The sequence below is a fragment of the Herbaspirillum sp. LeCh32-8 genome, from assembly GCF_017814915.1.
Taxonomy (GTDB): Bacteria; Pseudomonadota; Gammaproteobacteria; order Burkholderiales; family Burkholderiaceae_D; genus Herbaspirillum.
Genome location: NZ_JAGIPZ010000001.1, coordinates 216861 through 237808, shown reverse-complemented (window position 1 = coordinate 237808; position 20948 = coordinate 216861). Strand labels below are relative to the sequence as shown.

The 20948-nt window shown below is 64.1% G+C and carries 21 protein-coding genes; 11 read left to right on the top strand and 10 right to left on the bottom strand.

Going from position 1 to position 20948, the window contains the following annotated elements; genetic code table 11:
• Positions 1–2: 2 nt before the first annotated feature.
• From J8I26_RS01135 to msrP, 6 genes are all read right to left on the bottom strand, one after another.
• Positions 3–1724, bottom strand: coding sequence for a tetratricopeptide repeat protein (locus tag J8I26_RS01135; RefSeq protein ID WP_209603268.1), 1722 nt, complete (start codon positions 1722–1724; stop codon positions 3–5).
• Positions 1725–1820: 96 nt separating this feature from the next.
• Complete coding sequence (locus J8I26_RS01130; RefSeq protein WP_209603266.1) at positions 1821–3212, bottom strand: hypothetical protein; 1392 nt, start codon at positions 3210–3212, stop codon at positions 1821–1823.
• A 49-nt stretch (positions 3213–3261) separates the two neighbouring features.
• Complete coding sequence (locus J8I26_RS01125; RefSeq protein WP_209603265.1) at positions 3262–3714, bottom strand: DUF305 domain-containing protein; 453 nt, start codon at positions 3712–3714, stop codon at positions 3262–3264.
• A 183-nt stretch (positions 3715–3897) separates the two neighbouring features.
• A complete protein-coding gene (gene msrA / locus J8I26_RS01120; protein WP_209603262.1) occupies positions 3898–4602 on the bottom strand; it encodes a peptide-methionine (S)-S-oxide reductase MsrA in 705 nt (234 codons plus the stop codon).
• Positions 4603–4680: 78 nt separating this feature from the next.
• Positions 4681–5358: a protein-methionine-sulfoxide reductase heme-binding subunit MsrQ gene (locus J8I26_RS01115; RefSeq protein ID WP_209603260.1), complete on the bottom strand. Its 678-nt coding sequence runs from the start codon at positions 5356–5358 to the stop codon at positions 4681–4683.
• Between the two features lie 18 nt (positions 5359–5376).
• The gene (gene msrP, locus J8I26_RS01110) at positions 5377–6345 is read right to left on the bottom strand and encodes a protein-methionine-sulfoxide reductase catalytic subunit MsrP (RefSeq protein ID WP_209603258.1); all 969 of its coding nucleotides are present in this window, start codon (positions 6343–6345) and stop codon (positions 5377–5379) included.
• Between the two features lie 199 nt (positions 6346–6544).
• Here msrP and J8I26_RS01105 point away from each other — a divergent pair, with 199 nt between their 5' ends.
• Both J8I26_RS01105 and J8I26_RS01100 read left to right on the top strand, forming a co-directional pair.
• Positions 6545–7216, top strand: coding sequence for a heavy metal response regulator transcription factor (locus J8I26_RS01105; RefSeq protein ID WP_209603256.1), 672 nt, complete (start codon positions 6545–6547; stop codon positions 7214–7216).
• Entirely contained in the window at positions 7213–8646 is a 1434-nt protein-coding gene (locus J8I26_RS01100; protein ID WP_209603254.1) for a heavy metal sensor histidine kinase, read from the top strand. Before J8I26_RS01105 ends, J8I26_RS01100 begins: the two co-directional genes overlap by 4 nt.
• Before the next feature lie 186 nt (positions 8647–8832).
• Here the strand turns inward: J8I26_RS01100 and J8I26_RS01095 are convergent, their stop codons facing one another.
• The gene (locus J8I26_RS01095) at positions 8833–9978 is read right to left on the bottom strand and encodes an AI-2E family transporter (protein ID WP_209603252.1); all 1146 of its coding nucleotides are present in this window, start codon (positions 9976–9978) and stop codon (positions 8833–8835) included.
• Between the two features lie 535 nt (positions 9979–10513).
• Here J8I26_RS01095 and J8I26_RS01090 point away from each other — a divergent pair.
• The 7 genes from J8I26_RS01090 to J8I26_RS01060 all read left to right on the top strand — a co-directional run bounded on the left by J8I26_RS01090 (position 10514) and on the right by J8I26_RS01060 (position 16343).
• A complete protein-coding gene (locus J8I26_RS01090; RefSeq protein WP_209603250.1) occupies positions 10514–11158 on the top strand; it encodes a GbsR/MarR family transcriptional regulator in 645 nt (214 codons plus the stop codon).
• Between the two features lie 3 nt (positions 11159–11161).
• Entirely contained in the window at positions 11162–11428 is a 267-nt protein-coding gene (cydP, locus tag J8I26_RS01085) for a cytochrome oxidase putative small subunit CydP (RefSeq protein ID WP_209603248.1), read from the top strand.
• A 3-nt stretch (positions 11429–11431) separates the two neighbouring features.
• Positions 11432–13054 (top strand): cytochrome ubiquinol oxidase subunit I, encoded by a 1623-nt coding sequence (locus J8I26_RS01080; RefSeq protein ID WP_209603246.1) that lies wholly within the window; start codon positions 11432–11434, stop codon positions 13052–13054.
• A gap of 28 nt (positions 13055–13082) precedes the next feature.
• Complete coding sequence (gene cydB / locus J8I26_RS01075) at positions 13083–14222, top strand: cytochrome d ubiquinol oxidase subunit II (RefSeq protein WP_209603244.1); 1140 nt, start codon at positions 13083–13085, stop codon at positions 14220–14222.
• 29 nt (positions 14223–14251) lie between these two features.
• Positions 14252–14422 carry a cytochrome bd-I oxidase subunit CydX gene (gene cydX / locus J8I26_RS01070; protein ID WP_209603242.1) on the top strand — a complete coding sequence of 57 codons (171 nt, stop codon included), beginning with the start codon at positions 14252–14254 and terminating at the stop codon, positions 14420–14422.
• 73 nt (positions 14423–14495) lie between these two features.
• Positions 14496–15020, top strand: coding sequence for a DUF2867 domain-containing protein (locus J8I26_RS01065; RefSeq protein WP_209603240.1), 525 nt, complete (start codon positions 14496–14498; stop codon positions 15018–15020).
• 252 nt (positions 15021–15272) lie between these two features.
• Entirely contained in the window at positions 15273–16343 is a 1071-nt protein-coding gene (locus J8I26_RS01060) for an SMP-30/gluconolactonase/LRE family protein (RefSeq protein ID WP_209603238.1), read from the top strand.
• A gap of 127 nt (positions 16344–16470) precedes the next feature.
• Here the strand turns inward: J8I26_RS01060 and J8I26_RS01055 are convergent, their stop codons facing one another.
• Both J8I26_RS01055 and J8I26_RS01050 read right to left on the bottom strand, forming a co-directional pair.
• Entirely contained in the window at positions 16471–16905 is a 435-nt protein-coding gene (locus J8I26_RS01055; protein ID WP_079215511.1) for an organic hydroperoxide resistance protein, read from the bottom strand.
• Positions 16906–17181: 276 nt separating this feature from the next.
• Positions 17182–17655, bottom strand: a complete 474-nt coding sequence (locus J8I26_RS01050; RefSeq protein ID WP_209603236.1) for a MarR family transcriptional regulator — start codon at positions 17653–17655, stop codon at positions 17182–17184.
• 166 nt (positions 17656–17821) lie between these two features.
• Between J8I26_RS01050 and earP the strand changes: the two genes are divergently transcribed.
• Positions 17822–19000, top strand: coding sequence for an elongation factor P maturation arginine rhamnosyltransferase EarP (earP, locus tag J8I26_RS01045; RefSeq protein ID WP_209603234.1), 1179 nt, complete (start codon positions 17822–17824; stop codon positions 18998–19000).
• Between the two features lie 130 nt (positions 19001–19130).
• Positions 19131–19706: an elongation factor P gene (locus tag J8I26_RS01040; protein ID WP_209603232.1), complete on the top strand. Its 576-nt coding sequence runs from the start codon at positions 19131–19133 to the stop codon at positions 19704–19706.
• 214 nt (positions 19707–19920) lie between these two features.
• Here the strand turns inward: J8I26_RS01040 and J8I26_RS01035 are convergent, their stop codons facing one another.
• Positions 19921–20766 (bottom strand): FadR/GntR family transcriptional regulator, encoded by an 846-nt coding sequence (locus J8I26_RS01035; RefSeq protein WP_209603230.1) that lies wholly within the window; start codon positions 20764–20766, stop codon positions 19921–19923.
• Positions 20767–20948 lie beyond the last annotated feature (182 nt).

Here is a 20948-nt window from a genome sequence, read left to right as displayed (position 1 = left end):
ACCTAAGGCCGCGCGAGGTCCGACACCGCCAGCGCCGCCTTCATCGTCAATATCACATCGCCCCACTCGCCTGCGCGTTGCTGGCGCAACAGCCGCGCCGTCGGATACCACGGCGAGTCGTGGCGATTGAGGAACCAGCGCCAGTCCGGCGCGAACGGCAGCGCGATCCACACCGGCAAGCCAAGCGCCCCGGCCAGGTGGGCGGCGGCGGTGTCCACCGTCACCAGTAGGTCCATGCACGCCAGCGCCGCAGCGGTGTCGGCGAAATCGCCAATCCCCGCCCCCAGCCAGTGCCAGGCGTCATGCGCGGCCAGCCAGACGGCGTCTGCCGCGCGCAGGTCAGGCTGAAGGATGAAGAAATCCAGATCCGCACGCGCCTGTGCCAGCGGCGCAAATTGTTCCAGGGCGATGGAGCGACGACGGTCGTTGACGTTGCCGGCATTGCCGGAGCAGACGATGCCCACGCGCAGGCGGCCGGATGCGCGCGGCGCCAGCGTGTCGATGCGCGCGCTCCAGGCCTGCAGGCGCGCCTCGTCGGCGCGCAGGTAAGGCACGGGGGCGGGAATGTCGTCGGCTTGGGTATTGCACACCAGCGCCAGGCTCATCAGCGGCAGCTGGTAGTCGAGCGCAGGCAGCGGCGCGCCCATGGCGACCAGCTCCAGCTGCGATGCCGACGGCAGGCTCGCCATCAACGGCAGCAGCGCGGCCGGCACTTCCAGCACGACCTGCGCACCGGCCTCGACGATCTGTTGCACGTAACGACTGAACTGGATAGTGTCGCCGTGGCCCTGCTCGGCCCACAACAACATGCGCTTGCCGCGCAACGAACTGGCGCCGTTCCAAGCGGGAATCGCCGCGTGGCGATAGGGATCGGCGCTGCGCCCCTCCCAGCGCCATTCATAGAGCGGCAGCGCTTCCTGCATCCTACCCAGCACCAGCAGCGAGAACGCGAGGTTGACCTTGGCGTCGGCGTCGTCGGGCTGCAGCGCGAGCGCGCGACGGTAGCTGTCGATGGCGTCGTCGTACTGGCGCAGGCGCGCCAGGCTGGTGCCGCGGCTGACGTGGGCATCGACGTAATCCGGGTCGACGATCAGGGCCTGGTCGTAGAACTTCAGCGCCTCCTCGAACTCGCCCAAGGCATGCTCGGCCAGGCCGGCGTCAAGCCAGTAGACGGCGCGCCGGCCGTCCAGCTGCAAGACCCGGTGCATGCTGGCGCGCGCGGCCGCCCAGTCCCTGCGGCGTTCATGCAGCAGCGCCTTGCGGTGCCAGGTATCGGGAGAATCGGGCTGCAACTGCAAGGCCTCGTCCAGCAGCGCAATGGCCTGCTCGTCGTTCTTGCCTGCGGGCGAGAGCGCCTGCAGCGCGGCGGCAGCGGCGACGAACAGCTCGGGCAGGCGATAGCCGGTCTCGATCAGGTCGCGGTACAGCAGGAAAGCGTCTTCGACGCGACCCTGCTCATAGAAAGCGCGACCCAGCTTGTAGCGGATCGCCAGCGCCTCGTTGCCCTCCTGCGCATCGTGCGGCAATACCCGCAAGGCGCGCTGCAGCACCACCGCTGCTTCCTCGAAGCGCCCTTGCGCGGCTGCCACGCTGCCCAGCAGGTGCAGCGCCTGCAGATGATCAGGCTCCTGCTGCAGCAGGCCGAACAAGGCCTCTTCGGCGGCGGCGTAATGTTCCTGCTCGAAGAGCTGGAAGGCGTGTCTGAGCGTTTCGGTAGCGTTCATGGGCGGGGCGGGATGGACTGGCGACGGGCAAAACGCCGTATTGTCTCATCCCTGCCCCGGACGTGAAGCGCCCTTTGCTGCGCTTTTACCTGCGCATTACATGTCGCTGACCAGCGCCGCGCGGGCCTCGTCGACCGGCGCATTGCCCTCCATCACAATCAGCCTGGCCGGGGCGGCGTCCGCGCCGGACGTTGCCAGCTTGCGGGTGGGGCCGATCGCGGTGCCGTTGGACATGCCCTTGGCATCGGTCACGAAGCTGGCCACCGGCGTGGCCTGGCCGCTCAGATAGACGTTGTAGTTGGTCTGCGGCTTGAGCTTGAACAGCGAGACCTCCAGCGCGTCGACCACGCCCAGATTGCGCAAGACCACGAAGCCGCGCGCGTCAGCCGACGTCACCGGCTTCAGGCGGATATTGGTCGGCTCGGCATTGGCCAGCGGCATCAGGTTCTGCTTGCCGCCGCCCTGCTTCACCACGTTGGAGAGGAACACCAGCGCCTGCGGCGCCTGCCCGCCGGCGATATGCGCCACCACTTTGTTCTGTGCCGGGTCGATCACCTCCACGCCGTCGCCGTTCTCCAGGCCGACGTAGATGCGGCTGCTGTCATCCGAGGTCCAGATGCCGTGCGGCAGCGCGCCGGTGGGGATGGTGGCGACCAGCTTGGCCTCGGCGTCGGTGGTGAACACCTTCACCACGTTCTCACCGCCCACGGTGACGTAGGCCAGCACACGGCCATCCACCGTCGCGAACGCCAGGTGGTTGGTGATGAAGCCGGTGTCGATCACGCCTGTCACCTTCAGGGTGTGCGTATCGATGCGGGTCACCTTGCCCACGTCCTTGTGGGTCATCCACAGCTCCTTGTGATCCGGCGTGAACTGCAGGAAGGGCGAGAACGGGCTGACCACGTCGATTTTTTTGATCACCTTGTGCGACTTGACGTCGATCACATCGACCTGCGGCGTAAAGCTGGCCACCGAGAAGGCCAGCTTGCCGTCCGGCATGAACTGCACCATGCCGGGGCCGACCGCAGTCTGGATGCGCCGCTTTTCCTTGAAGGTCTTGGGGTCGATCACCGAGATATAGTCCTCGCCGCGCACCACCACCCACACTTCCTTGCCGTCGGCGGTGAAGAAGCCTTCATGCGGCGAGCGACCGACGTAGGCGATGCCCTTCACGGCATTGGTCGCGGTGTCGATGAAGGTGACCGAATTGGAACCGTTGGAGATCACCACCAGCGTCTTGTGGTCCGGCGAAAAACCCATGCCGTGCACATTGATCTGGCCCCTGTACAGCGGAGAGAGCACGTCGGGACGCGGGTTGCCCAGGCGGATCTGGCCGACCAGCGTATTGTCGGCCGGGTTGAAGACCGAGACCGTATTGCTGTTCTGGTCGGCCGTGTAGACACGGTCTTGGGCGGTAGGCAACGCCATGGCCGATGATGCGGCCAGGCCGAGCGCCGCGGCTGAGAATACGAAGGTGAGTTTGTTCATCGTTGCTTGTCTCTCTTGTCGGTGGTGAGGGAAAGTGGAGAAGGACGCATCAGGGCGCGTCGGTCGGATAACCGTGGCGCTTGAGCCAGGCCTGCATTACCTGGATTTCGTTGTTCTGCTCGGCGATCACGCCCAGCGCCAGGTTGCGGATCTCGGGATCCTGGCTGTACAGCAGCACCGCCTTGGCCATGTCCACCGCGCCCTGGTGGTGCGGCAGCATCATGGTGACGAAATCGTGGTCGGCATTGCCGTTCATCGGCGCCTGCTTCATGCCGTAGTCCATGACGTTCATGGCGTCGCCCATCAGCCCGTCGAAGGGCTTGGCGGTGCTGGCGACGAAGGCCGGCGGTTTGGCCGCGGCCGGCGCGGCCATTCCATGCATATCGTTCATATCGTGCATATCGTGCGCCAGCACCGCCGCAGACAAAGGCGCGATGACGCAGGCCGCCAGCATCAGCCGGCGCAGGTTGTGGCGGGAACTGCGGTGGGCGGATGCTTGCATGCTGTCTCCTCGGGAAAGTGATGCATGGAGTGTAGGCAACACGCAGCAACCATCGAATGACAATCGAATGACAAATCTGTCATCCGGAAGCGCTCACGCGGCGCGTGGCGCGCCAAAGAAAAAAGCCGCATCGCGCGAACGATGCGGCTTGCGGCAAGCGTGCCGGGAAAGCAGTTCAGGAACTCAGCGCTTGAACACCAGCACCGGATCGGCGCGATAGATGGCCGGGTACATCTTCTGCAGATTGGCGATCTTGGGCAGATCGTTGTAGGCGATGTAAGGCTGGTTGGGATGCAGCGTGGCGTAATCCTGGTGATAATCCTCGGCCGCGTAGAAGCCCTGCAGCGGCGTCACCTGCGTCACGATGGGCGCGGCAAACACCTTGGCTGCGTTGATCTGCGCGATGTAGGCGTCGGCCGCCTGCTTCTGCTGGTCGTTGGCGGTGAAGATGGCCGAACGGTATTGCGTGCCATGGTCCGGCCCCTGGCGGTTCAGCTGGGTCGGGTCGTGCGCCACCGAGAAATAGATCTGCAGGATCTGGCCGAAGGAGATCTTGCGCGGGTCATAGGTCACCTGCACCGCCTCCGCATGGCCGGTCGAGCCGGAGCTGACCATCTCATAGGTGGCGGTGCCGGACTTGCCGCCGGCATAGCCGGACACGGCGCGCAGCACGCCGTTGGTGTGCTGGAACACTCCCTGCACACCCCAAAAGCAGCCGCCGGCCAGCACCACGGTCTCGCTCTGGGCAGAAGATGGCAATTGCGCCTTGCCGGCGGCAACCGGCACGGCGACGGCGGATTCGGCGGCATTGACGCGCGCCATGGATACCAGCGCCAGGCACAGCGCGGCGGCCGCCGTCACGATGACGGCAGGTTTCAGGATGGACATGGTTTTCTCCGAACGGAAACGACTGTGAAATCTTGCTTTGGCTGCTGCCGGCCCCTGTCTGGGCCGCAGCCGGAAACATCAGGAACGCGTGGCCGACGCCGGCTTGGGTTTCGGTTTCGGCTCGGGCGTCGCCTTCTTGCCCTGGCGCCACAACACGCGCAGCGCCAGCAGCACGCCCACCAGCACCGCGAACAGCAGCGGCTGGGCGATCAGGTTCTTGCCGGCCTTGTCCCACCAGTAGTGCAATACGCCCAGCGGCACGATCAGGTAGATCAGCCGGTGCAGCGCTTGCCAGCGCTTGCCGCCGAGTCGGCGCACCATGCCGTTGGTGCTGGTGACGGCCAGCGGGATCGTCAGCACCAGGGCCAGCACGCCGACCGTGATGAAGGGCCGCTTGACGATGTCCTTCCAGATCTCGCCGACGTCAAAGAAATGGTCGAACCAGACGAAGGTGGTGAAGTGCAGGCACAGGTAGAGGAAGGCCATCAGCCCCAGCATGCGGCGCATCTTCACCAGCCAGTTCATGCCGGTGAGCTTGCGCAGCGGCGTCACAGCCAGCGTGATGCAAAAGAGGTAGAGCGTCCAGTCGCCGGTGCCGTGGGTGATGAACTCCAGCGGATTGGCGCCCAGCCCGCCGGTGAATCCCAACGCCACCAGGCGCGCCAGCGGCGCAAAAGCCAGCGCCAGGAAGATCCACCACAGCACGTTGACGGTGCGCGGCGCGAGATTGCGGAGAGCGGCGGGAGCGAGCTGCATGCTGGACTACCTCAACGGTCAATAAAATTTGCGCAGGTCCATGCCCGCGTACAAGCCGGCCACGTCGCTGTAGCCGTTGAACATCAGCGTCTTGCGCTTGGGCGCGAAGAAGCCGTCCTCGCCAATGCGGCGCTCGGTGGCCTGCGACCAGCGCGGGTGGTCGACATTGGGATTGACGTTGGAATAGAAGCCGTACTCGCGCGCGGCGTACATGTTCCACGCAGTCTTGGGCTCGTCCTTGACGAAGCGGATCTTGACGATCGACTTGGCCGACTTGAAGCCGTACTTCCACGGCACGATGATGCGCACCGGCGCGCCGTTCTGGTTGGGCAGCACCTCGCCGTACATGCCGAAAGTCAGCAGCGTCAGCGGATGGTTGGCCTCGTCCATGCGCAGTCCCTCGCGGTACGGCCAGTTGAGGATCGGGTCGGACAGGCCGGGCATCTGCTTCTTGTCTGCCAGGGTGACGAATTCGATGTACTTGGCGTTGCCGGTGGGCTCGGCCTTCTTGATCAGGGCCGACAGCGAATAGCCGATCCAGGGGATCACCATCGACCAGCCCTCCACGCAGCGCAGGCGGTAGATCCGCTCTTCCAGCGGGGCCAGCTTCATCAGCGCATCGAGATCCAGCGTGAAGGGCTTCTTGACCTCGCCTTCGATGTCCACCGTCCACGGACTGGTCTTGAGCGTGCCGGCGTTCTTGGCCGGATCGGCCTTGTCGGTGCCGAACTCGTAGTAGTTGTTGTAGCTGGTGGCGTCCTTGTAGGCGGTCTGCTTCTCCATCACCGCGAAGGCGTTATTGAGCTTGGCCGGCAGCTTCCTGCCCTGCTGCGCATAAGCCTCGGGCAACGCGCCGAAACCACCGGCCAGCGCCGCGCCGGCGGCCACGCGGGCCATGAAGCTGCGACGGGAGAGATAAACGTCCTTGGGCGTGATTTCCGAAGAGGTCGGAATCTCGATCTGGTCGGGACGAATCTTGATCAGCATGGTGCGCTCCGGCAAAAAAATTGGCGTGGGGCAAAGGACAGGCGGCCTGCCTTTGCGACGTGTGGCCATGTTAAGGGCGACGGGGTGACATCCGGGTGGCAATTTGATGACAATTTTGTCATGAAGAAAAACCGCGCCGTTGCTAGAATCTGCTGCATTTTCCCGCATTCGACAAGCCCCTTTGGGCGGCATCCCACGCATGGCCATACTCGTAATCGAAGACGATCCAAAAACCGGTGACTACCTGAGAAAGGGGCTGCGCGAGTCCGGCTACGCAGTCGACCTCGCGCGCAACGGCGCCGACGGCCTGCACATGGCGCTTGAGCAGGACTACGATCTGGTGGTGCTGGACGTGATGCTGCCCGGCATCGACGGCTGGCAGGTGATGAGCGCGCTGCGCAGCAAGCGCGACCTGCCCGTGCTGTTCCTGACCGCCAAGGACCATGTCGACGACCGCATCCGCGGCCTGCAGCTGGGCGCCGACGATTACCTGGTCAAGCCCTTCTCCTTCACCGAGCTGGTGCTGCGCATCCGCACCCTGCTGCGACGCGGTGTGGTGCGCGAGGCCGAGGTGGTCGAGATCGCAGACCTGCAGCTGGACCATATCCGCCACAAGGTCACCCGCCAGGGCATCAACATCGCGCTGACCAACAAGGAGTTCATGCTGCTGCACCTCCTGATCAAGCGCCGCGACGAAGCGCTGTCGCGCAGCGTGATCGCCTCGCAGATCTGGGACATGAACTTCGACAGTGACACCAACGTGGTCGACGTCGCCATCAAGCGTCTGCGCGCCAAGATCGATGCACCGTTCGAGAAGAAACTGATCCACACCGTGCGCAGCGTGGGCTACATGTTCTCGGAAAATCCATGAACGCCAGCGCCGCCCGAGCACGCGGCTGGACGCTCGCCGCCCGCGTGACCGCCCTGTTTTCGCTGCTGACCTTCCTGGTGGTGACCGGCCTGGGCCTGTATCTCAACCAAGCCGCCACCGAGTCGCTGGAGCTGCGCGCCGACCAGGCGCTCACGGGACGCGTCGAGCATTTCCGCAACCTGATGCACGATCTCTACAACGTCGAGCAGATGGAACAACGGCCGGCGCTGTTCGAAAGCATGATGGGCAACGAACAGGACGTGCGCATCTTCCGCCGTCACGGCGAAGCCCCCTTCATCCAGAGCAACCCGGACCACCTGACGCCGCCGGAAATGGAGCCGATCCCGGTCGGCACGCCGGTCACCTCGGCCGACCTGTTCACCAGTACCCGCGCCGACGGCGTGCGCGTGCGCTGGGTCGCAGCGCTGGCCGATGTCGGCAAACCCGGCAGCGGCAACCACGACACGGTGGAGATCGTGGCCGCCTACGTGATGGTGCAGGAGGCGCGCATGATGCGCACCTACCGCTGGCGCATCGCCGGCGCCGCCGCCGGCGCGGTGCTGATCACCGCCCTGCTCGGCTTCCTGCTGCTGCGGCGCGGCCTGCGCCCGCTGGAGGACATGAGCCGACGCGCCGCGCAGATCACACCCGATCATCTGTCGATGCGGCTGGAGCAGGACGGCATGCCCGAGGAGCTGCGGCGCGCCGCGCTGTCGTTGAACGCCATGCTGGATCGGCTGGAAGCCGGCTACGAACACCTGGAGCAATTCTCCGGCGACCTGGCCCATGAGATCCGCACTCCCATCAACGTGCTGATGGGCCAGAGCCAGGTAGCCCTGGGCCAGCCCCGCTCGCCGGAAGAGTACGAGCAGTTGCTGGAATCGAACGTGGAGGAGTTGCAGCGCATCTCGCGCATCGTCGAGAACATCATGTTCCTGGCCCAGGCCGACCACGCCACGCTGGCGGTGGACTGCGCGCCGCTGGACCTGGCCGCGGAGCTGGGCAAGATCGCTGACTACTTCGAAGGCATTGCCGACGAACGCGGCATGCACTTCACGCTGGACACCCAGGGCGAATGCTGGGCCAACCTGATCATGTGGCGCCGCGCGGTGAACAACCTGGTGATCAACGCGGTGCGCTATGGCGAGGCCGATACCGAGGTGCGTATCCTCTCGCGCAGCGACCGCAACGGCAGCAGCATTGTGGTCGAAAACCGCAGCCTGGACGCCACGCCGCACACCATGGCGCGCATGTTCGACCGCTTCTACCGCGGCGACCGCTCGCGCAGCGCCTTTACCGAATCCAACGGCCTGGGGCTGGCCATTGTCAAGGCCATCATGAGCCTGCACCGGGGAACGGCGACGGTGGAATGCCCGCAACCGGGGTGGATCAGGTTCACGTTGTCGTTCCCGCCGGCTGCTGACCAGTGAACGACTTCACGCGGCCCTTCCCGCTCGCCTCCGACCGCTGAACGACGCTGGGTCCCTGCTTTCGCAGGGACGACACGAAGGAGGCTGGCAATACCTCCGCACGTTCAAGTCGCTCACTACTCGTCGTTCCTGCGAAGGCAGGAACCCAGCGGCTTTCGTTGCGCATCGACCGGCTGCTACGCGGCGCTACTTTTTCTCGATATTGACCTGCACCACCGTCTGCTGCAGCGGCGGTGCGTTCTGTCGTTCCAGCGCCTCTGCCTCCACCAGTGCCGCGCGCGCCTCGATTTCGCGGCGTGCCTTCTGCGCGGCGGAGGCGCGGGTGAAGATGATTTTCAGCGCCGCCATCACCGGCACCGAGAGGAAGATGCCGGCCACACCGCCCAACTGGTCGCCGGCCAGCAGGCCGAGGATCACCATCAGCGGGCTCACTTCCACGCCTTCGCTCATGAGGTAGGGATTGAGCACGTAATCCTGGAACACGCGATAGGCGATGATGAAGCCGACCAGCCACAACAGATGATCGAAGCCGCTGAAGCCGGCTACCACCAGGGCGGCCGCGCTGGCCGCCAGCGGTCCGGCGAAGGGGATGAATTCCAGCACCGCGGCCAGCCCGGCCAACAGCATGGCATACGGTACGCCCATCAGCGAGAAGGCGATGCTGTAGGCCACCAGCGTGGCGATCGAGAGAAACAGCAAGGCCCGCACATAGCGCGAGAGCAGCACGTCCAGGTCCTTAATGATGTTGTCCCACAGTCGGCGGTTGGCGCGGCTCATCCACGACAGCATCTCGTCACGCATGGCCGGGGCCTCCTTGATCAGCAGGAAACTGATCACCGGCACCAGCACCAGGTAAATCAGGTTGCTGGCCGCATGCATCACGGAGACGCCGAACTGCTTGGCCAGCGGCATGGCCTGGTCGGTGCCGTTGGCCAGCTGGTCGCGCACGAAGCCCAGGATGCGCGCGCGCAGCGGCTCGGCGAATCCCGGCAGCGGGATACGACCGACCACGTCATTGGAGCGCAGCAGCGCCGGCAACTGCTCGGAGAGGTGCAGCGCCTCCTCCTGGATACGGGCGCCGAACACCGCCACAACGGTCGCCACCAGGGCGATTACCAGCACGAACACCACCGCAATCGAGACCGTGCGCGGCACGCGGCGCGGACGAAAACGTTCCAGCAACTCCACCAGCGGGTACACCAGATAACTGAAGAAGACCGCGAATACCAGCACCAGCAGCGTCGAAGAGACGGTGTAGGTGATGTAGAGCAGCAAGGCCACCAGGAACACGGTCCAGGTAATCCTGGCCACGCGGAAATCGAAACCCAACATAAGAATGATCCTTGAACAAGAACGGGAAACCGACGGCTCCCGGGAGGCCCGACCGCCGCCCTCCCCTGGCGCGGTCGCCCCTTGCGTCCCGACGTCGCCCACCACCACGGCCGGCGGCATTGCAAACCGCGTGCAACACCTTGCGGGACTTTGCCAAGCGTATTTGATCAACATCAAATTCCCTATCGGTCAGGCTCTTCAGTACGTGTAGGAAAGCGCGAAAATGTTGCCATGCAGCGCATCAGGGCTGCGCCCCTGCGGAACCGGGAAGTCCGCATCGGCGCGGTGCCGTCCACGCGCCTGGTGTCACGAAAGTTCCACCAATGAAACTTTCGACCGGCGACGCGGATACGACACAGTCCTCGCATGCCTGCCGCCGTGCTGCAGCCTGCGCCCCGCGCGGGCGCTGGATCATTCTCGTCAGTGATGACTGTTATCAGAAAATTGATGGGCTGGTGTCCTTGCGACGGGCCGCTTAATTGTTTTAAATTTCAGTAATTACTGAAAATTCAAAATCAACCAAACAATCTGAATCATGGAAAACACCACCCTGAGCCCTTTGATGCAGCGCTTCATCGGCCATTTCGGCGAGATGGGCAGCCGCTGGGGCATCAACCGCACCATCGGCCAGATCTACGCCCTGCTCTACATCTGCGGCCGCCCGCTCAACGCCGACGAGATCGCCGAATACCTCAGTTTCTCGCGCTCCAACGTCAGCATGGGCTTGAAGGAATTGCAATCCTGGCGTTTGGTGAAACTGCTGCACCGCCCCAACGACCGCCGCGAATACTTCGAACCGCCGGGCGACATCTGGGACATCTTCAAGGCCCTGCTGGAAGAACGCCGCCGCCGCGAGATCGAGCCGACCCTGTCGATGCTGCGCGACGCCTTGCTGGAACAACCCAGCGGCCCCGGCGACAAGGAAACTCAGAAGCGCATGCGCGAGATGTATGAGCTCATCGAGCTCTCCAGCTCGTGGTTCGACGACGTCCAGCGCCTTTCGCCGGAGACCCTGGTGTCGCTGATGAAGATGGGCTCCAAGGTCAAGAAGCTGCTCGACGTGCGCGAGAAGTTCCGCTTCGGCCCGTCGCCGTCGGCCTCCTCATCCTCCTCATCCTCGCGCGGCGACGCCGAGAGCGTCGACCCCGACCGGGCGCCCAGCGCTCCCGACAAGGAGTAAATCATGCGATTCCCCGGCAAGCTGCCCCGATTGACCCAGCTGCCGCTGGGAGTCGAAATCACCCTGCTGCTGATCGTCAAGGTCGCACTGCTCACAGTGCTGGCCAAGACCTTCTTCGCCCATCCGCAGGCCAAGCACATGCGCATGCCCACCGAGAGCGTGGAGCTGCGCATGCTCTCGCCCGGACCGGCGCCGGCAGGGACGACTCGTCAGCCCTACCAGCCTCCCGCCACACCTGACCTATCTGACGCCCCTCACACACCGGAGTAACAAATGGTTCCGATCGATGAAGTCGTTTCGCTATCGCGGCTGCAGTTCGCCGTGACGGCGCTGTATCACTTTCTGTTCGTCCCGCTCACGCTGGGCCTGTCCTGGATCCTGGTGATCATGGAATCGGTCTACGTGATGACCGGCAGCCCCATCTACAAGGACATGACCCGCTTCTGGGGCAAGCTGTTCGGCATCAACTTCGCCATGGGCGTGGCCACCGGCATCACGCTCGAATTCCAGTTCGGCACCAACTGGTCCTATTACTCGCACTACGTGGGCGACATCTTCGGCACGCCGCTGGCCATCGAAGGCCTGGCCGCCTTCTTCCTGGAGTCGACCTTCGTCGGCCTGTTCTTCTTCGGCTGGGACAAGCTCTCGCGCAAGCAGCACCTGATGGTGACCTTCCTGGTGGCGCTGGGCTCCAGCCTGTCGGCGCTGTGGATCCTGATCGCCAACGGCTGGATGAACAATCCGGTCGGCGCCGAGTTCAACTACGAGACCATGCGCATGGAGCTGGCCAGCATGACCGAGGTGATCTTCAACCCGGTGGCGCAGGTCAAGTTCGTGCACACGGTGGCGGCCGGCTACGTGACGGCGTCGATGTTTGTGCTGGGCATCTCGGCCTGGTATCTGTTGAAGGCGCGCGATACGGCGTTTGCGCTGCGCTCCTTCGCGGTGGCGGCCGGCTTCGGCCTGGCGGCCACGCTCTCGGTGATCGTGCTGGGCGACGAGTCCGGCTACACCGCCGGCGAAGTCAACAAGGTCAAGCTGGCGGCCATCGAGGCCGAGTGGGACACCCACCCCGCGCCGGCCGGACTGACGCTGTTCGGCCTGCCCAACGACAAGGAGCAACGCACCGACTACGCGGTGAAGATCCCCTACGTGCTGGGCCTGATCGCGACCCGCTCGACCGATACGCAAGTCATGGGCATCAAGGACTTGAAGCAGGAACATGAGGCGCGCATTCGCAACGGCATGCAAGCCTATGCCGCGCTGAGCCGCCTGAAGTCCGGCGACAAGTCGCCCGAGGCGCGCGCCGCCTTCGAGGCGCACAAGAAGGATCTCGGCTACGGCCTGCTGCTGAAGAAGTACACCAACAACGTGGTCGACGCCACGCCCGAACAGATCTCGCATGCCGTCAACGACACCATCCCGAAGGTGGCGCCGCTGTTCTGGTCCTTCCGCGGCATGGTGGCGATCGGCTTCCTGATGCTGTTCATCTTCGCGGCCTCGGTCTGGTTCCTGGGGAAGAAGCAGCTGGCGCCGCAGCGCTGGCTGCTCAAGCTGGCCGTGTTCGCCATCCCGCTGCCGTGGATCGCCGCCGAGCTGGGCTGGATCGTCGCCGAGTACGGCCGCCAGCCGTGGACCATCGCCGGCATCCTGCCCACGCACCTGTCGGCGTCCTCGCTGCAGCCGGGCAGCCTGTACTTCAGCCTGGCGGGCTTCATCCTGTTCTACACCTTCCTGCTGGTGGTGGAGATGACGCTGATGATCAAGTATGCGCGCCGCGGGCCGAGCAGCCTGCACACCGGCAAGTACCACTGGGAAACCCCGGGCAAGGACGCTGATACCGGCGCCGTGCTGCAGCCGCCGATCAACCCGGCCGCCCATTCTGGCGCGGCCTGAGGCCGACTGAAGAAAAGAGGAAAGCAAGATGATCTTCGATTACGAAACACTCAAACTGATCTGGTGGGCCTTCGTCGGCGTGCTCATCATCGGCTTCGCGCTGACCGACGGCTTCGACTTCGGCGTGGGCATGATGCTGCCTTTCGCCGGCAAGACCGACACCGAGCGGCGCGTGCTGATCAACGCCATCGGCCCCACCTGGGAAGGCAACCAGACCTGGTTCATCACCGCCGGCGGCGCCACCTTCGCGGCCTGGCCGCTGGTCTACGCGACCGCCTTCTCGGGCTTCTACATCGCGCTGATGGTGCTGCTGTTCTCGCTGTTCTTCCGCCCGGTGGGCTTCGACTACCGCAGCAAGGTGGCTGATCCGCGCTGGCGCAATGCCTGGGACTGGGGCCTGTTCATCGGTGGCTTCGTGCCGCCGCTGATCTGCGGCGTGGCCTTCGGCAACCTGCTGCTGGGCGTGCCCTTCCACTACGACGACACCATGCGGGTGGAATACACCGGCAGCTTCTTCGCGCTGTTGAATCCGTTCGGCCTCTTGGCAGGCCTGCTGTCGGTGGCCATGCTGTTGATGCACGGCGCCGCCTTCGCCTTCGTCAAGACCGACGCCGCCGTGGGCGAGCGCTCGCGCAAGACCGTAGTCGCCGCCGCCGTCGCCACCATCGCGCTGTTCATCGCTGGCGGCTTCTGGGTGGCGCAGCTGCCGGGCTATCGCATCACCGCCATGCCGGACGCCAACAGCGCCTTCACGCCGCTGGCCAAGACGGTGGAGCTCGCCGCCGGCGCCTGGTTCGACAACTACGCTCGCTGGCCCGTGACCAAACTGCTGCCCGCACTCGGTATCGCCGGCGCGGCGCTGGCGGCATTGCTGGCGCTGGCGCGCCGCGCGCGGCTGGCCTTCATCGCCAGCGGCCTGTCGGTGACGGGCATCATCCTCACGGCCGGCATGTCGCTGTTCCCGTTCGTGATGCCGTCCTCGCTCGATCCCAGGAGCAGCCTGACCATGTGGGACGCGGTGGCCAGCCACAAGAGCCTGGGCCTGATGTTCTGGATGGTGCTGATCTTCCTGCCGCTGATCATCGTCTACACCGGCTGGGTGTACCGCGTAGTCAAGGGCAAGGTCACGCTCAAAGACATTCACGACAACGAACACACGGCCTACTGAGCGCCGTCCACTCACTCAAGGAGAACACGATGTGGTATTTCGCCTGGATTCTTGGCATCGGCCTGGCGCTGGCCTTCGGCATCATCAACGTGATGTGGCTGGAAGCCAATTACGCCTTCGGCCGCCGCAAGGCTGAAGAGACGCACGAGCGCTTCGCCAGTGCCAGCAAGGCCGACGGCAAGCGCCGCGCCAAGAAGTAAGACGCAAGCCGGCGGGATGGACGATCCCGCCGGCTTTTTTTATGTTCGACGACACTGTCTTCACGGAGGCACCATGACCGCCACGCACGCCCACCGTCCCGATGAAATCGCCCCGGAACCGCATCACTGGCAATTGCTGCCGGCGGCGCAGTTCGCCGACAGCTATCGCGCCACCCTGCCGCCGGCGCTGGCGCAACTGGACGCCGGCGCCATTGCCGCGCGCATGATGGCCGGCAGCCCGGCCTGGGTGACTGCGCTGCTGGACCTGCGCAACCGGCTGGTGGCGCCGCTCGGGCTGAAGGGTGCACGCCTGCAGGTCGGCGCAAGACAGCCGGGTAGCGACAGCCCGGGCTTTCCGGTGATCGAGCAAAGTCCCACGCGGATGATCATGGGCATGGACGACAGCCATCTCGATTTTCGCCTGTGCGTGGAAAAATCCTCCGGCGGCGGCGAACACGGCGAGCATGACAGCGCGCCAAGGCTGACCGTGACCACCGTGGTCCATACGAAGCGCTGGCTGGGCCGCGCCTATCTGGCCGCCATCATGCCCTTCCACCGCCGCATCGTGCGCACGCTGCTGGCACGGCTTACGCGCTGACGAAGGTGCAGCCATTCCGGCCGGCATGCATCGGCGGGATGGAAGCGGTTGCCATTGAGCACATCATGTTATACGATGTCCTATAACATATAGAGCAAGACGAGCCAGCCGACCGCCAGGCCCGCGATCTCAGGAGACCTCACCCCGCCCTCGCGCAGCTACCCCGGCTTGCGTGTACTCGCCTTCCTGTATGGACTTGCCGCCGAACGGGCTTGCGCCCGCCGGTGAAATCCCCCCTCACGGAGACCATCGATGCCACAAGAAAGCAATAAAAACGACCGCCACGTCAATCAAACTCGTCGTACAACACTACTCGGCGGCCTGGCCTTGGCCGGCACCGCCCTCGGCGCCCGCGCGCAGAGCTTCGACTTCAAACCCAGCCAGCGCTACCCCGATCCCAGCGTCGAGGTGCTGGACAAGAGTTTCCTGAAATACCGCCTGTTCAGTTCCAGCGTGGAACAGCTGGCCACCGGCTTCCGCTGGGTCGAAGGCCCGGTGTGGTTCGGCGACGGCCGCTTTCTGCTGTTCTCGGACATCCCCAACAACCGCATCATGCGCTGGGATGAAACCACCGGCGCCACCTCGGTGTTCCGCCAGCCGTCCAACTTCAGCAACGGCCTGGCGCGCGACCGCCAGGGCCGCCTGCTGGCCTGCGAACACCTGACCCGCCGCGTCACCCGCACCGAGTACGACGGCAGCATCACCGTGCTGGCCGACAACTACAACGGCAAGCGCTTCAACTCGCCCAACGACATCATCTGCAAATCCGACGGCTCGATCTGGTTCACCGATCCGCCGTTCGGCATTGCCGGCGAATGGGAAGGCGACAAGCAGGTCTCCGAGCTGCCGCACTCGGTCTACCGCATCGACGGCCGCACCGGCCGCCTCTCGCTGATCACCGATGCCCTGGCCGGCCCCAACGGCCTGGCGTTTTCACCGGACGAAAAGATCCTCTACATCAACGAGTCGCGCGCCGCGCCCAACCGCGTGATCTGGGCCTATGACATGAGCGACGACGGCGCGCGCATCGGCAAGCGCCGCCTGGTGGTGGACGCCAACGGCCCGGGCGGTATCGACGGCTTCAAGATCGACGTCGACGGCAACCTGTGGTGCGGCTGGGGCAGCAACGGCGCACTGGACGCCAAGGCCGAGGAGCTGGACGGCGTGCGCGTGTTCAACCCGCAGGGCAAGGCCATCGCCCACATCCACCTGCCCGAGCGCTGCCCCAACCTGGTGTTCGGCGGCGCCAAGAAAAACCGCCTGTTCATGGCCAGCAGCCATTCGCTGTATTCGCTGTACGTGGAGACGCGCGGCGCGGTGTAAGCACGTTTCGCCTGCAATGCTGCCGGCAAAGCAGGCAGCAAAAACAAAAAACCCGCGAATCACTTCGCGGGTTTTTTCTTGCATCCGCAGCCTTGGCGACTGCGGAGATGAGCGCTTACCTCAGCGATTACACCAGGTTCAGGGTGACGTTGATGTTGTCGCGGGTGGCGTTGGAGTACGGGCACACCTGGTGCGCCTTGTTCACCAGATCCTGCGCCACGGCGCGGTCGACGCCCGGCAGCGAGATGTTCAGTTCCGCTTCGATGCCGAAACCGGCCGGGATCTGGCCGATGCCGACCTTACCGGTGATGCTGGCGTCAGCAGGCAGGGCCACCTTGGCCTGGCCGGCGACGAACTTCAGCGCGCCCAGGAAGCAAGCCGAGTAGCCGGCTGCGAACAGTTGCTCGGGGTTGGTGCCCGGGCCGCCTGCGCCGCCCAGTTCCTTCGGGGTCGACAGCTTGACGTCCAGCACGCCGTCGGACGACTTGGCGGCGCCTTCACGGCCGCCGGTGGCGGTTGCAGTGGCGGTGTACAGTGCTTTTTGGATCTTGTCGGAGGGCATGTTATTTCCTTTCAGCTTTTCAGGTTGAGGCCACTTAAGGCCAACTTTTGAGAGTGGGGATGGCGAAAGATTCGCCGTTTTTTACTACCGCTACAGATTTGCTTGGTCCTGCCTGCTTGCTTGTTCTTTCCAGCCTTGCGCGACTCCCGGCTCCTGCACACGCCTTTGTGCGCGCCCTGCTCCTGCTTCGGACTGCTGCGACCACAACCACATATATTATTTACAATATAATTGTGAACAATCTAATCACAACTAACATCACCGCCTGCCGACGCCTTATTGCTCGTCGTCCAGCAAATTCTTGCGCACCACCTTGAGATCGCTCACCAGCTTTTGCACCAGCTCCAGCGGCGGCAACATGCAGCTCATCTTCACCGGCACCGCACGCGCCCGCTCATGCAATGCACGGCCGGCGTCGCTCAGGCTCACCACCACGCGGCGCTCGTCGCCGGCGTCACGCGCCCGGTGCAGCAGACCCATGGTTTCCATGCGCTTCAACAGCGGCGTCAACGTGCCGGAGTCGAGGAACAGGCGGGCGCCCAGCTCGGACACGGTGATCTGGTCCTTTTCCCACAGCACCATCATCACCAGATACTGAGGATAGGTGATATCAAGTGCGCTGAGAATCTTCTTGTACGCCTTGGTCATCGCCAGGGACGCCGAATACATCGCGAAACACAGCTGGTTGTCGAGAAGCAGGGCTTCGTCGATCAGCGCGTCCGGCAGCTTCGGTGTGTGTGCGTTGTCCATGCATCGAATATTAAACATCTCAAAATTAAATTGCAAGCAATTTAAATTGAATATTTTCGAACTTCTCATTCAAAACCACACAAGGCAGCCACCCTGACGGCGGCCCGAGTTGGGTATCATTCGCCCTTTCCCTGCTCGCCCGCGCCGCCGCGTAGCCCTTTTCATCATGCAACACGAGACCCTCGCCCCCAATCCGCTGAAGACCCTGGACCTGTTCTGCCGGGTGGTCGACAACTATGGTGACATCGGCATCTGCTGGCGCCTGGCCCGGCAACTGGCGCATGAACACGGCATCGCCGTGCGGCTGTGGGTGGATGACCTGGCCAGCTTCAAGCGCATCTGGCCCGAGATCGATGCGCAAGCGGCGCTGCAGCAGGCGGCCGGCGTGACGGTGCGCCACTGGAGCACCCAGGACGGCAGCTACGCCCCGACGGACGTGGCCGACATCGTCATGGAATTCTTCGGCTGCGAGATCCCGCCGGGCTACGTGGAAGCCATGGCCCAACGCGCCGTCAAGCCGGTGTGGTTCAACCTCGAAGGCCTCTCGGCCGAACCTTGGGTGGAGGGTTGCCATACCCTGCCCTCGCCGCATCGCACGCTGAAACTGACCAAGTATTTCTTCTTCCCCGGCTTCAACGAACGCACCGGCGGCCTGAGCGGCGAAGCCGACCTGGAAGCGCAGCGCCAGGCTTTCCTGCGCGAGGGCCAGGCCGCGCCCTTCCTGCAGCGCCTGGGCGTGACGCCGCAGGAGCAGCAAGGGCTGAAGGTCTCGCTGTTCTGCTACGACTATGCGCCGATCCCCGAACTGTTCGCTGCCTGGCAAACCGGGCCGACGCCCGTTACCTGCCTGGTGCCGGAGGGCGTGGCGCGCTCCACCGTGGAGCCCTTCCTCGGCGCGCCCATGCAGGCCGGCGCCGCCGCCACACGCGGCGCGCTGACGGTACGAGTGCTGCCCTTCGTGCCGCAGACCGACTATGACCGCCTGCTGTGGAGCTGCGACTTCAACTTCGTGCGCGGCGAGGATTCTTTCGTGCGCGCCCAGTGGGCCGGCAAGCCCTTCGTCTGGAACATCTACCAGCAGGACAAGAACCTGCACCACACCAAGCTGAACGCGTTCCTGAAGATCTACGCGCCGGCCACGCCGACGCTGATCGAACTGAACCGCGCCTGGAACGGCGCCAACCATACCGATGTTGACTGGACGGCAAGCTGGCAGGCGCTGGAGCAAGAGTTGCCCGCGCTCACGCAGGGAGCTGATCAGTGGCTGCACAAGATGTTGGCAAATGGCGACTTCATGGCCAATCTGCTCAATTTCGCGCGTCGCCTGGTGGTAGAAGCCCCCTGAAAATGGGGTAAAATAGCGGGCTTAGTTTTTTAACGCAGTTTGGATATTCAATCGTACGTGGGCTTGCGGTGAGGTTTTGCCAGTGGGCTACTGACAGTTTGAAGCAACCTACTTTTCACGATACATCGCTATGAAATTTGCAAAAGAAATCCGCGTCGGCAACATCATCATGGTCGACAGCAAGCCCATGATCGTCCTGCGCTCGGACGTCAACGGTTCCTCCCGCACCGGCTTCACCTACAAGTGGAAGATGAAGAACCTGCTGACCAACACCCCGATGGAAAGCGTGTTCCGCGGCGACGACAAGTTCGACGTGGTGGTGCTGGACAAGAAGCCGGTGACCTACTCGTACTTCGCCGACCCGCTGTTCGTCTTCATGGACGAAGAGTACAACCAGTACGAAATCGAAGGCGAGAACATGGGCGACGCCGTCGGTTACCTGAAGGACGGCATGCAGTGCGAAGCCGTGTTCTACGACGGCAAGGCGATCTCGGTTGAAATGCCGACCACCATCGTGCGCAAGGTTGCCTACTCGGAGCCGGCGGTCAAGGGCAACACTTCGGGCAACGTCCTGAAGGAAGCCAAGATCGAAAACGCGATCGAAGCCAACCAGATCACCGTGATGGTTCCGCTGTTCGTGAGCCAGGACGACGACATCGAAATCGACACCCGTACCAACGAGTACAAGAAGGTTGTCCGCGGTTAATTTCCGCCGATGCAATAAAAAACGCCGCTTCATGCGGCGTTTTTTTATGTCCGGGATATTGTGTTGCGTGCCGGCGCATCGCAGCTCAAATCAACTCCCCGTCGTTCAGCGCTCGTCTGCACATAATGAAAGCCACCGGATCCCGGCCTGCGCCGGGATGACTGCATATGGGTGGCGTCGGCCGGAAAATCAGCTCCCGCCCGCCTGAAATCAGCTACTCCTTCGTCTCCACCTGCCGCGCCAGATCGCGCGCTGCCGCCTGCCCCGCCTCGCTGGCCCAGAACTCGCGGTCGGCCGCCTGGATGCGCTGGGCCGAATTCTCCATGTGCTGCAATGCCGCCGCGCGCGCCGCCGCCGCATCGCCGTCGGCAATCGCCCGGGCGATGGCCGCATGCTCGCTGCGCACCTGCTGGCCGAAGTCGCTGCGCCGCGCCTCGTTCATGCGCGCCACGCGGATAGCGGCATGCAGGAACTGGCTCAGGAACTGCACCAGTGAGGTATAAAGCGGATTGTGCGCCGCGTTGGAGATCGCCGCGTGAAACGCGAAATCCTCCTGCACGCCGTCGCGCCCGTCCTCGGCCGCCTTGTCGATCGCCTTCAGGGCCTGCTGGATCGCCTGATTCTGCACCTTGGTGCGGCGCTGCGCGGCCAGCGCCGCCATCTCGCCCTCCACCCCGCGCCGCAGCTCGATCACCCGCAGCACCGCCCGGATGGAGTCGCGCATGTCCTCCACCTGCATGTCCAGCCGGAACGGCGTGGCCTGGTTGGCGCCCAGCACCACCGTGCCGCTGCCGCGGCGCGAGCCGACCAGGCCTTCGGACTTCAGGCGCGAGATCGCCTCGCGGATCACGGTGCGGCTGACGGCGAAGCGCTCGGTCAACTCCCGCTCGGACGGCAGCCGCGCATCCGGCGCAAACTCGCCGTCGCGGATCTGTCGGGCCAGCACGCTGGTCACGTGGTCGGCCAACGTGCCCTTGCCGCGCGTGGGAGCGTGGGCGGGCGCCAGGTCTGCGGCGTGGCGGGGAGAGGTAGAGGCGTCGGCGTTCTTCATGGCGCGCATGATACCGCTTTTGGCCGCCCCGCCCTGCTGTGGAAATCCGCAAATCTTTTCCATTGTCCGAAAAAGTTGTATGACAACTTTCTGCTATAATCGCTGCCGCACGCTGTGTCCTGCCATGGCGCACAACGTATCGCAACGACTTTCAGGCCGGGATACTCCGGGCCAAACCAACGAGGAGAACA

Coding starts and splice junctions, on each gene's coding strand:
- J8I26_RS01135 (WP_209603268.1), bottom strand. CDS start 1,724: ATGAACGCTACCGAAACGCTCAGACACGCCTTCCAGCTCTTCGAGCAG.
- J8I26_RS01130 (WP_209603266.1), bottom strand. CDS start 3,212: ATGAACAAACTCACCTTCGTATTCTCAGCCGCGGCGCTCGGCCTGGCC.
- J8I26_RS01125 (WP_209603265.1), bottom strand. CDS start 3,714: ATGCAAGCATCCGCCCACCGCAGTTCCCGCCACAACCTGCGCCGGCTG.
- msrA (WP_209603262.1), bottom strand. CDS start 4,602: ATGTCCATCCTGAAACCTGCCGTCATCGTGACGGCGGCCGCCGCGCTG.
- J8I26_RS01115 (WP_209603260.1), bottom strand. CDS start 5,358: ATGCAGCTCGCTCCCGCCGCTCTCCGCAATCTCGCGCCGCGCACCGTC.
- msrP (WP_209603258.1), bottom strand. CDS start 6,345: ATGCTGATCAAGATTCGTCCCGACCAGATCGAGATTCCGACCTCTTCG.
- J8I26_RS01105 (WP_209603256.1), top strand. CDS start 6,545: ATGGCCATACTCGTAATCGAAGACGATCCAAAAACCGGTGACTACCTG.
- J8I26_RS01100 (WP_209603254.1), top strand. CDS start 7,213: ATGAACGCCAGCGCCGCCCGAGCACGCGGCTGGACGCTCGCCGCCCGC.
- J8I26_RS01095 (WP_209603252.1), bottom strand. CDS start 9,978: ATGTTGGGTTTCGATTTCCGCGTGGCCAGGATTACCTGGACCGTGTTC.
- J8I26_RS01090 (WP_209603250.1), top strand. CDS start 10,514: ATGGAAAACACCACCCTGAGCCCTTTGATGCAGCGCTTCATCGGCCAT.
- cydP (WP_209603248.1), top strand. CDS start 11,162: ATGCGATTCCCCGGCAAGCTGCCCCGATTGACCCAGCTGCCGCTGGGA.
- J8I26_RS01080 (WP_209603246.1), top strand. CDS start 11,432: ATGGTTCCGATCGATGAAGTCGTTTCGCTATCGCGGCTGCAGTTCGCC.
- cydB (WP_209603244.1), top strand. CDS start 13,083: ATGATCTTCGATTACGAAACACTCAAACTGATCTGGTGGGCCTTCGTC.
- cydX (WP_209603242.1), top strand. CDS start 14,252: ATGTGGTATTTCGCCTGGATTCTTGGCATCGGCCTGGCGCTGGCCTTC.
- J8I26_RS01065 (WP_209603240.1), top strand. CDS start 14,496: ATGACCGCCACGCACGCCCACCGTCCCGATGAAATCGCCCCGGAACCG.
- J8I26_RS01060 (WP_209603238.1), top strand. CDS start 15,273: ATGCCACAAGAAAGCAATAAAAACGACCGCCACGTCAATCAAACTCGT.
- J8I26_RS01055 (WP_079215511.1), bottom strand. CDS start 16,905: ATGCCCTCCGACAAGATCCAAAAAGCACTGTACACCGCCACTGCAACC.
- J8I26_RS01050 (WP_209603236.1), bottom strand. CDS start 17,655: ATGGACAACGCACACACACCGAAGCTGCCGGACGCGCTGATCGACGAA.
- earP (WP_209603234.1), top strand. CDS start 17,822: ATGCAACACGAGACCCTCGCCCCCAATCCGCTGAAGACCCTGGACCTG.
- J8I26_RS01040 (WP_209603232.1), top strand. CDS start 19,131: ATGAAATTTGCAAAAGAAATCCGCGTCGGCAACATCATCATGGTCGAC.
- J8I26_RS01035 (WP_209603230.1), bottom strand. CDS start 20,766: ATGCGCGCCATGAAGAACGCCGACGCCTCTACCTCTCCCCGCCACGCC.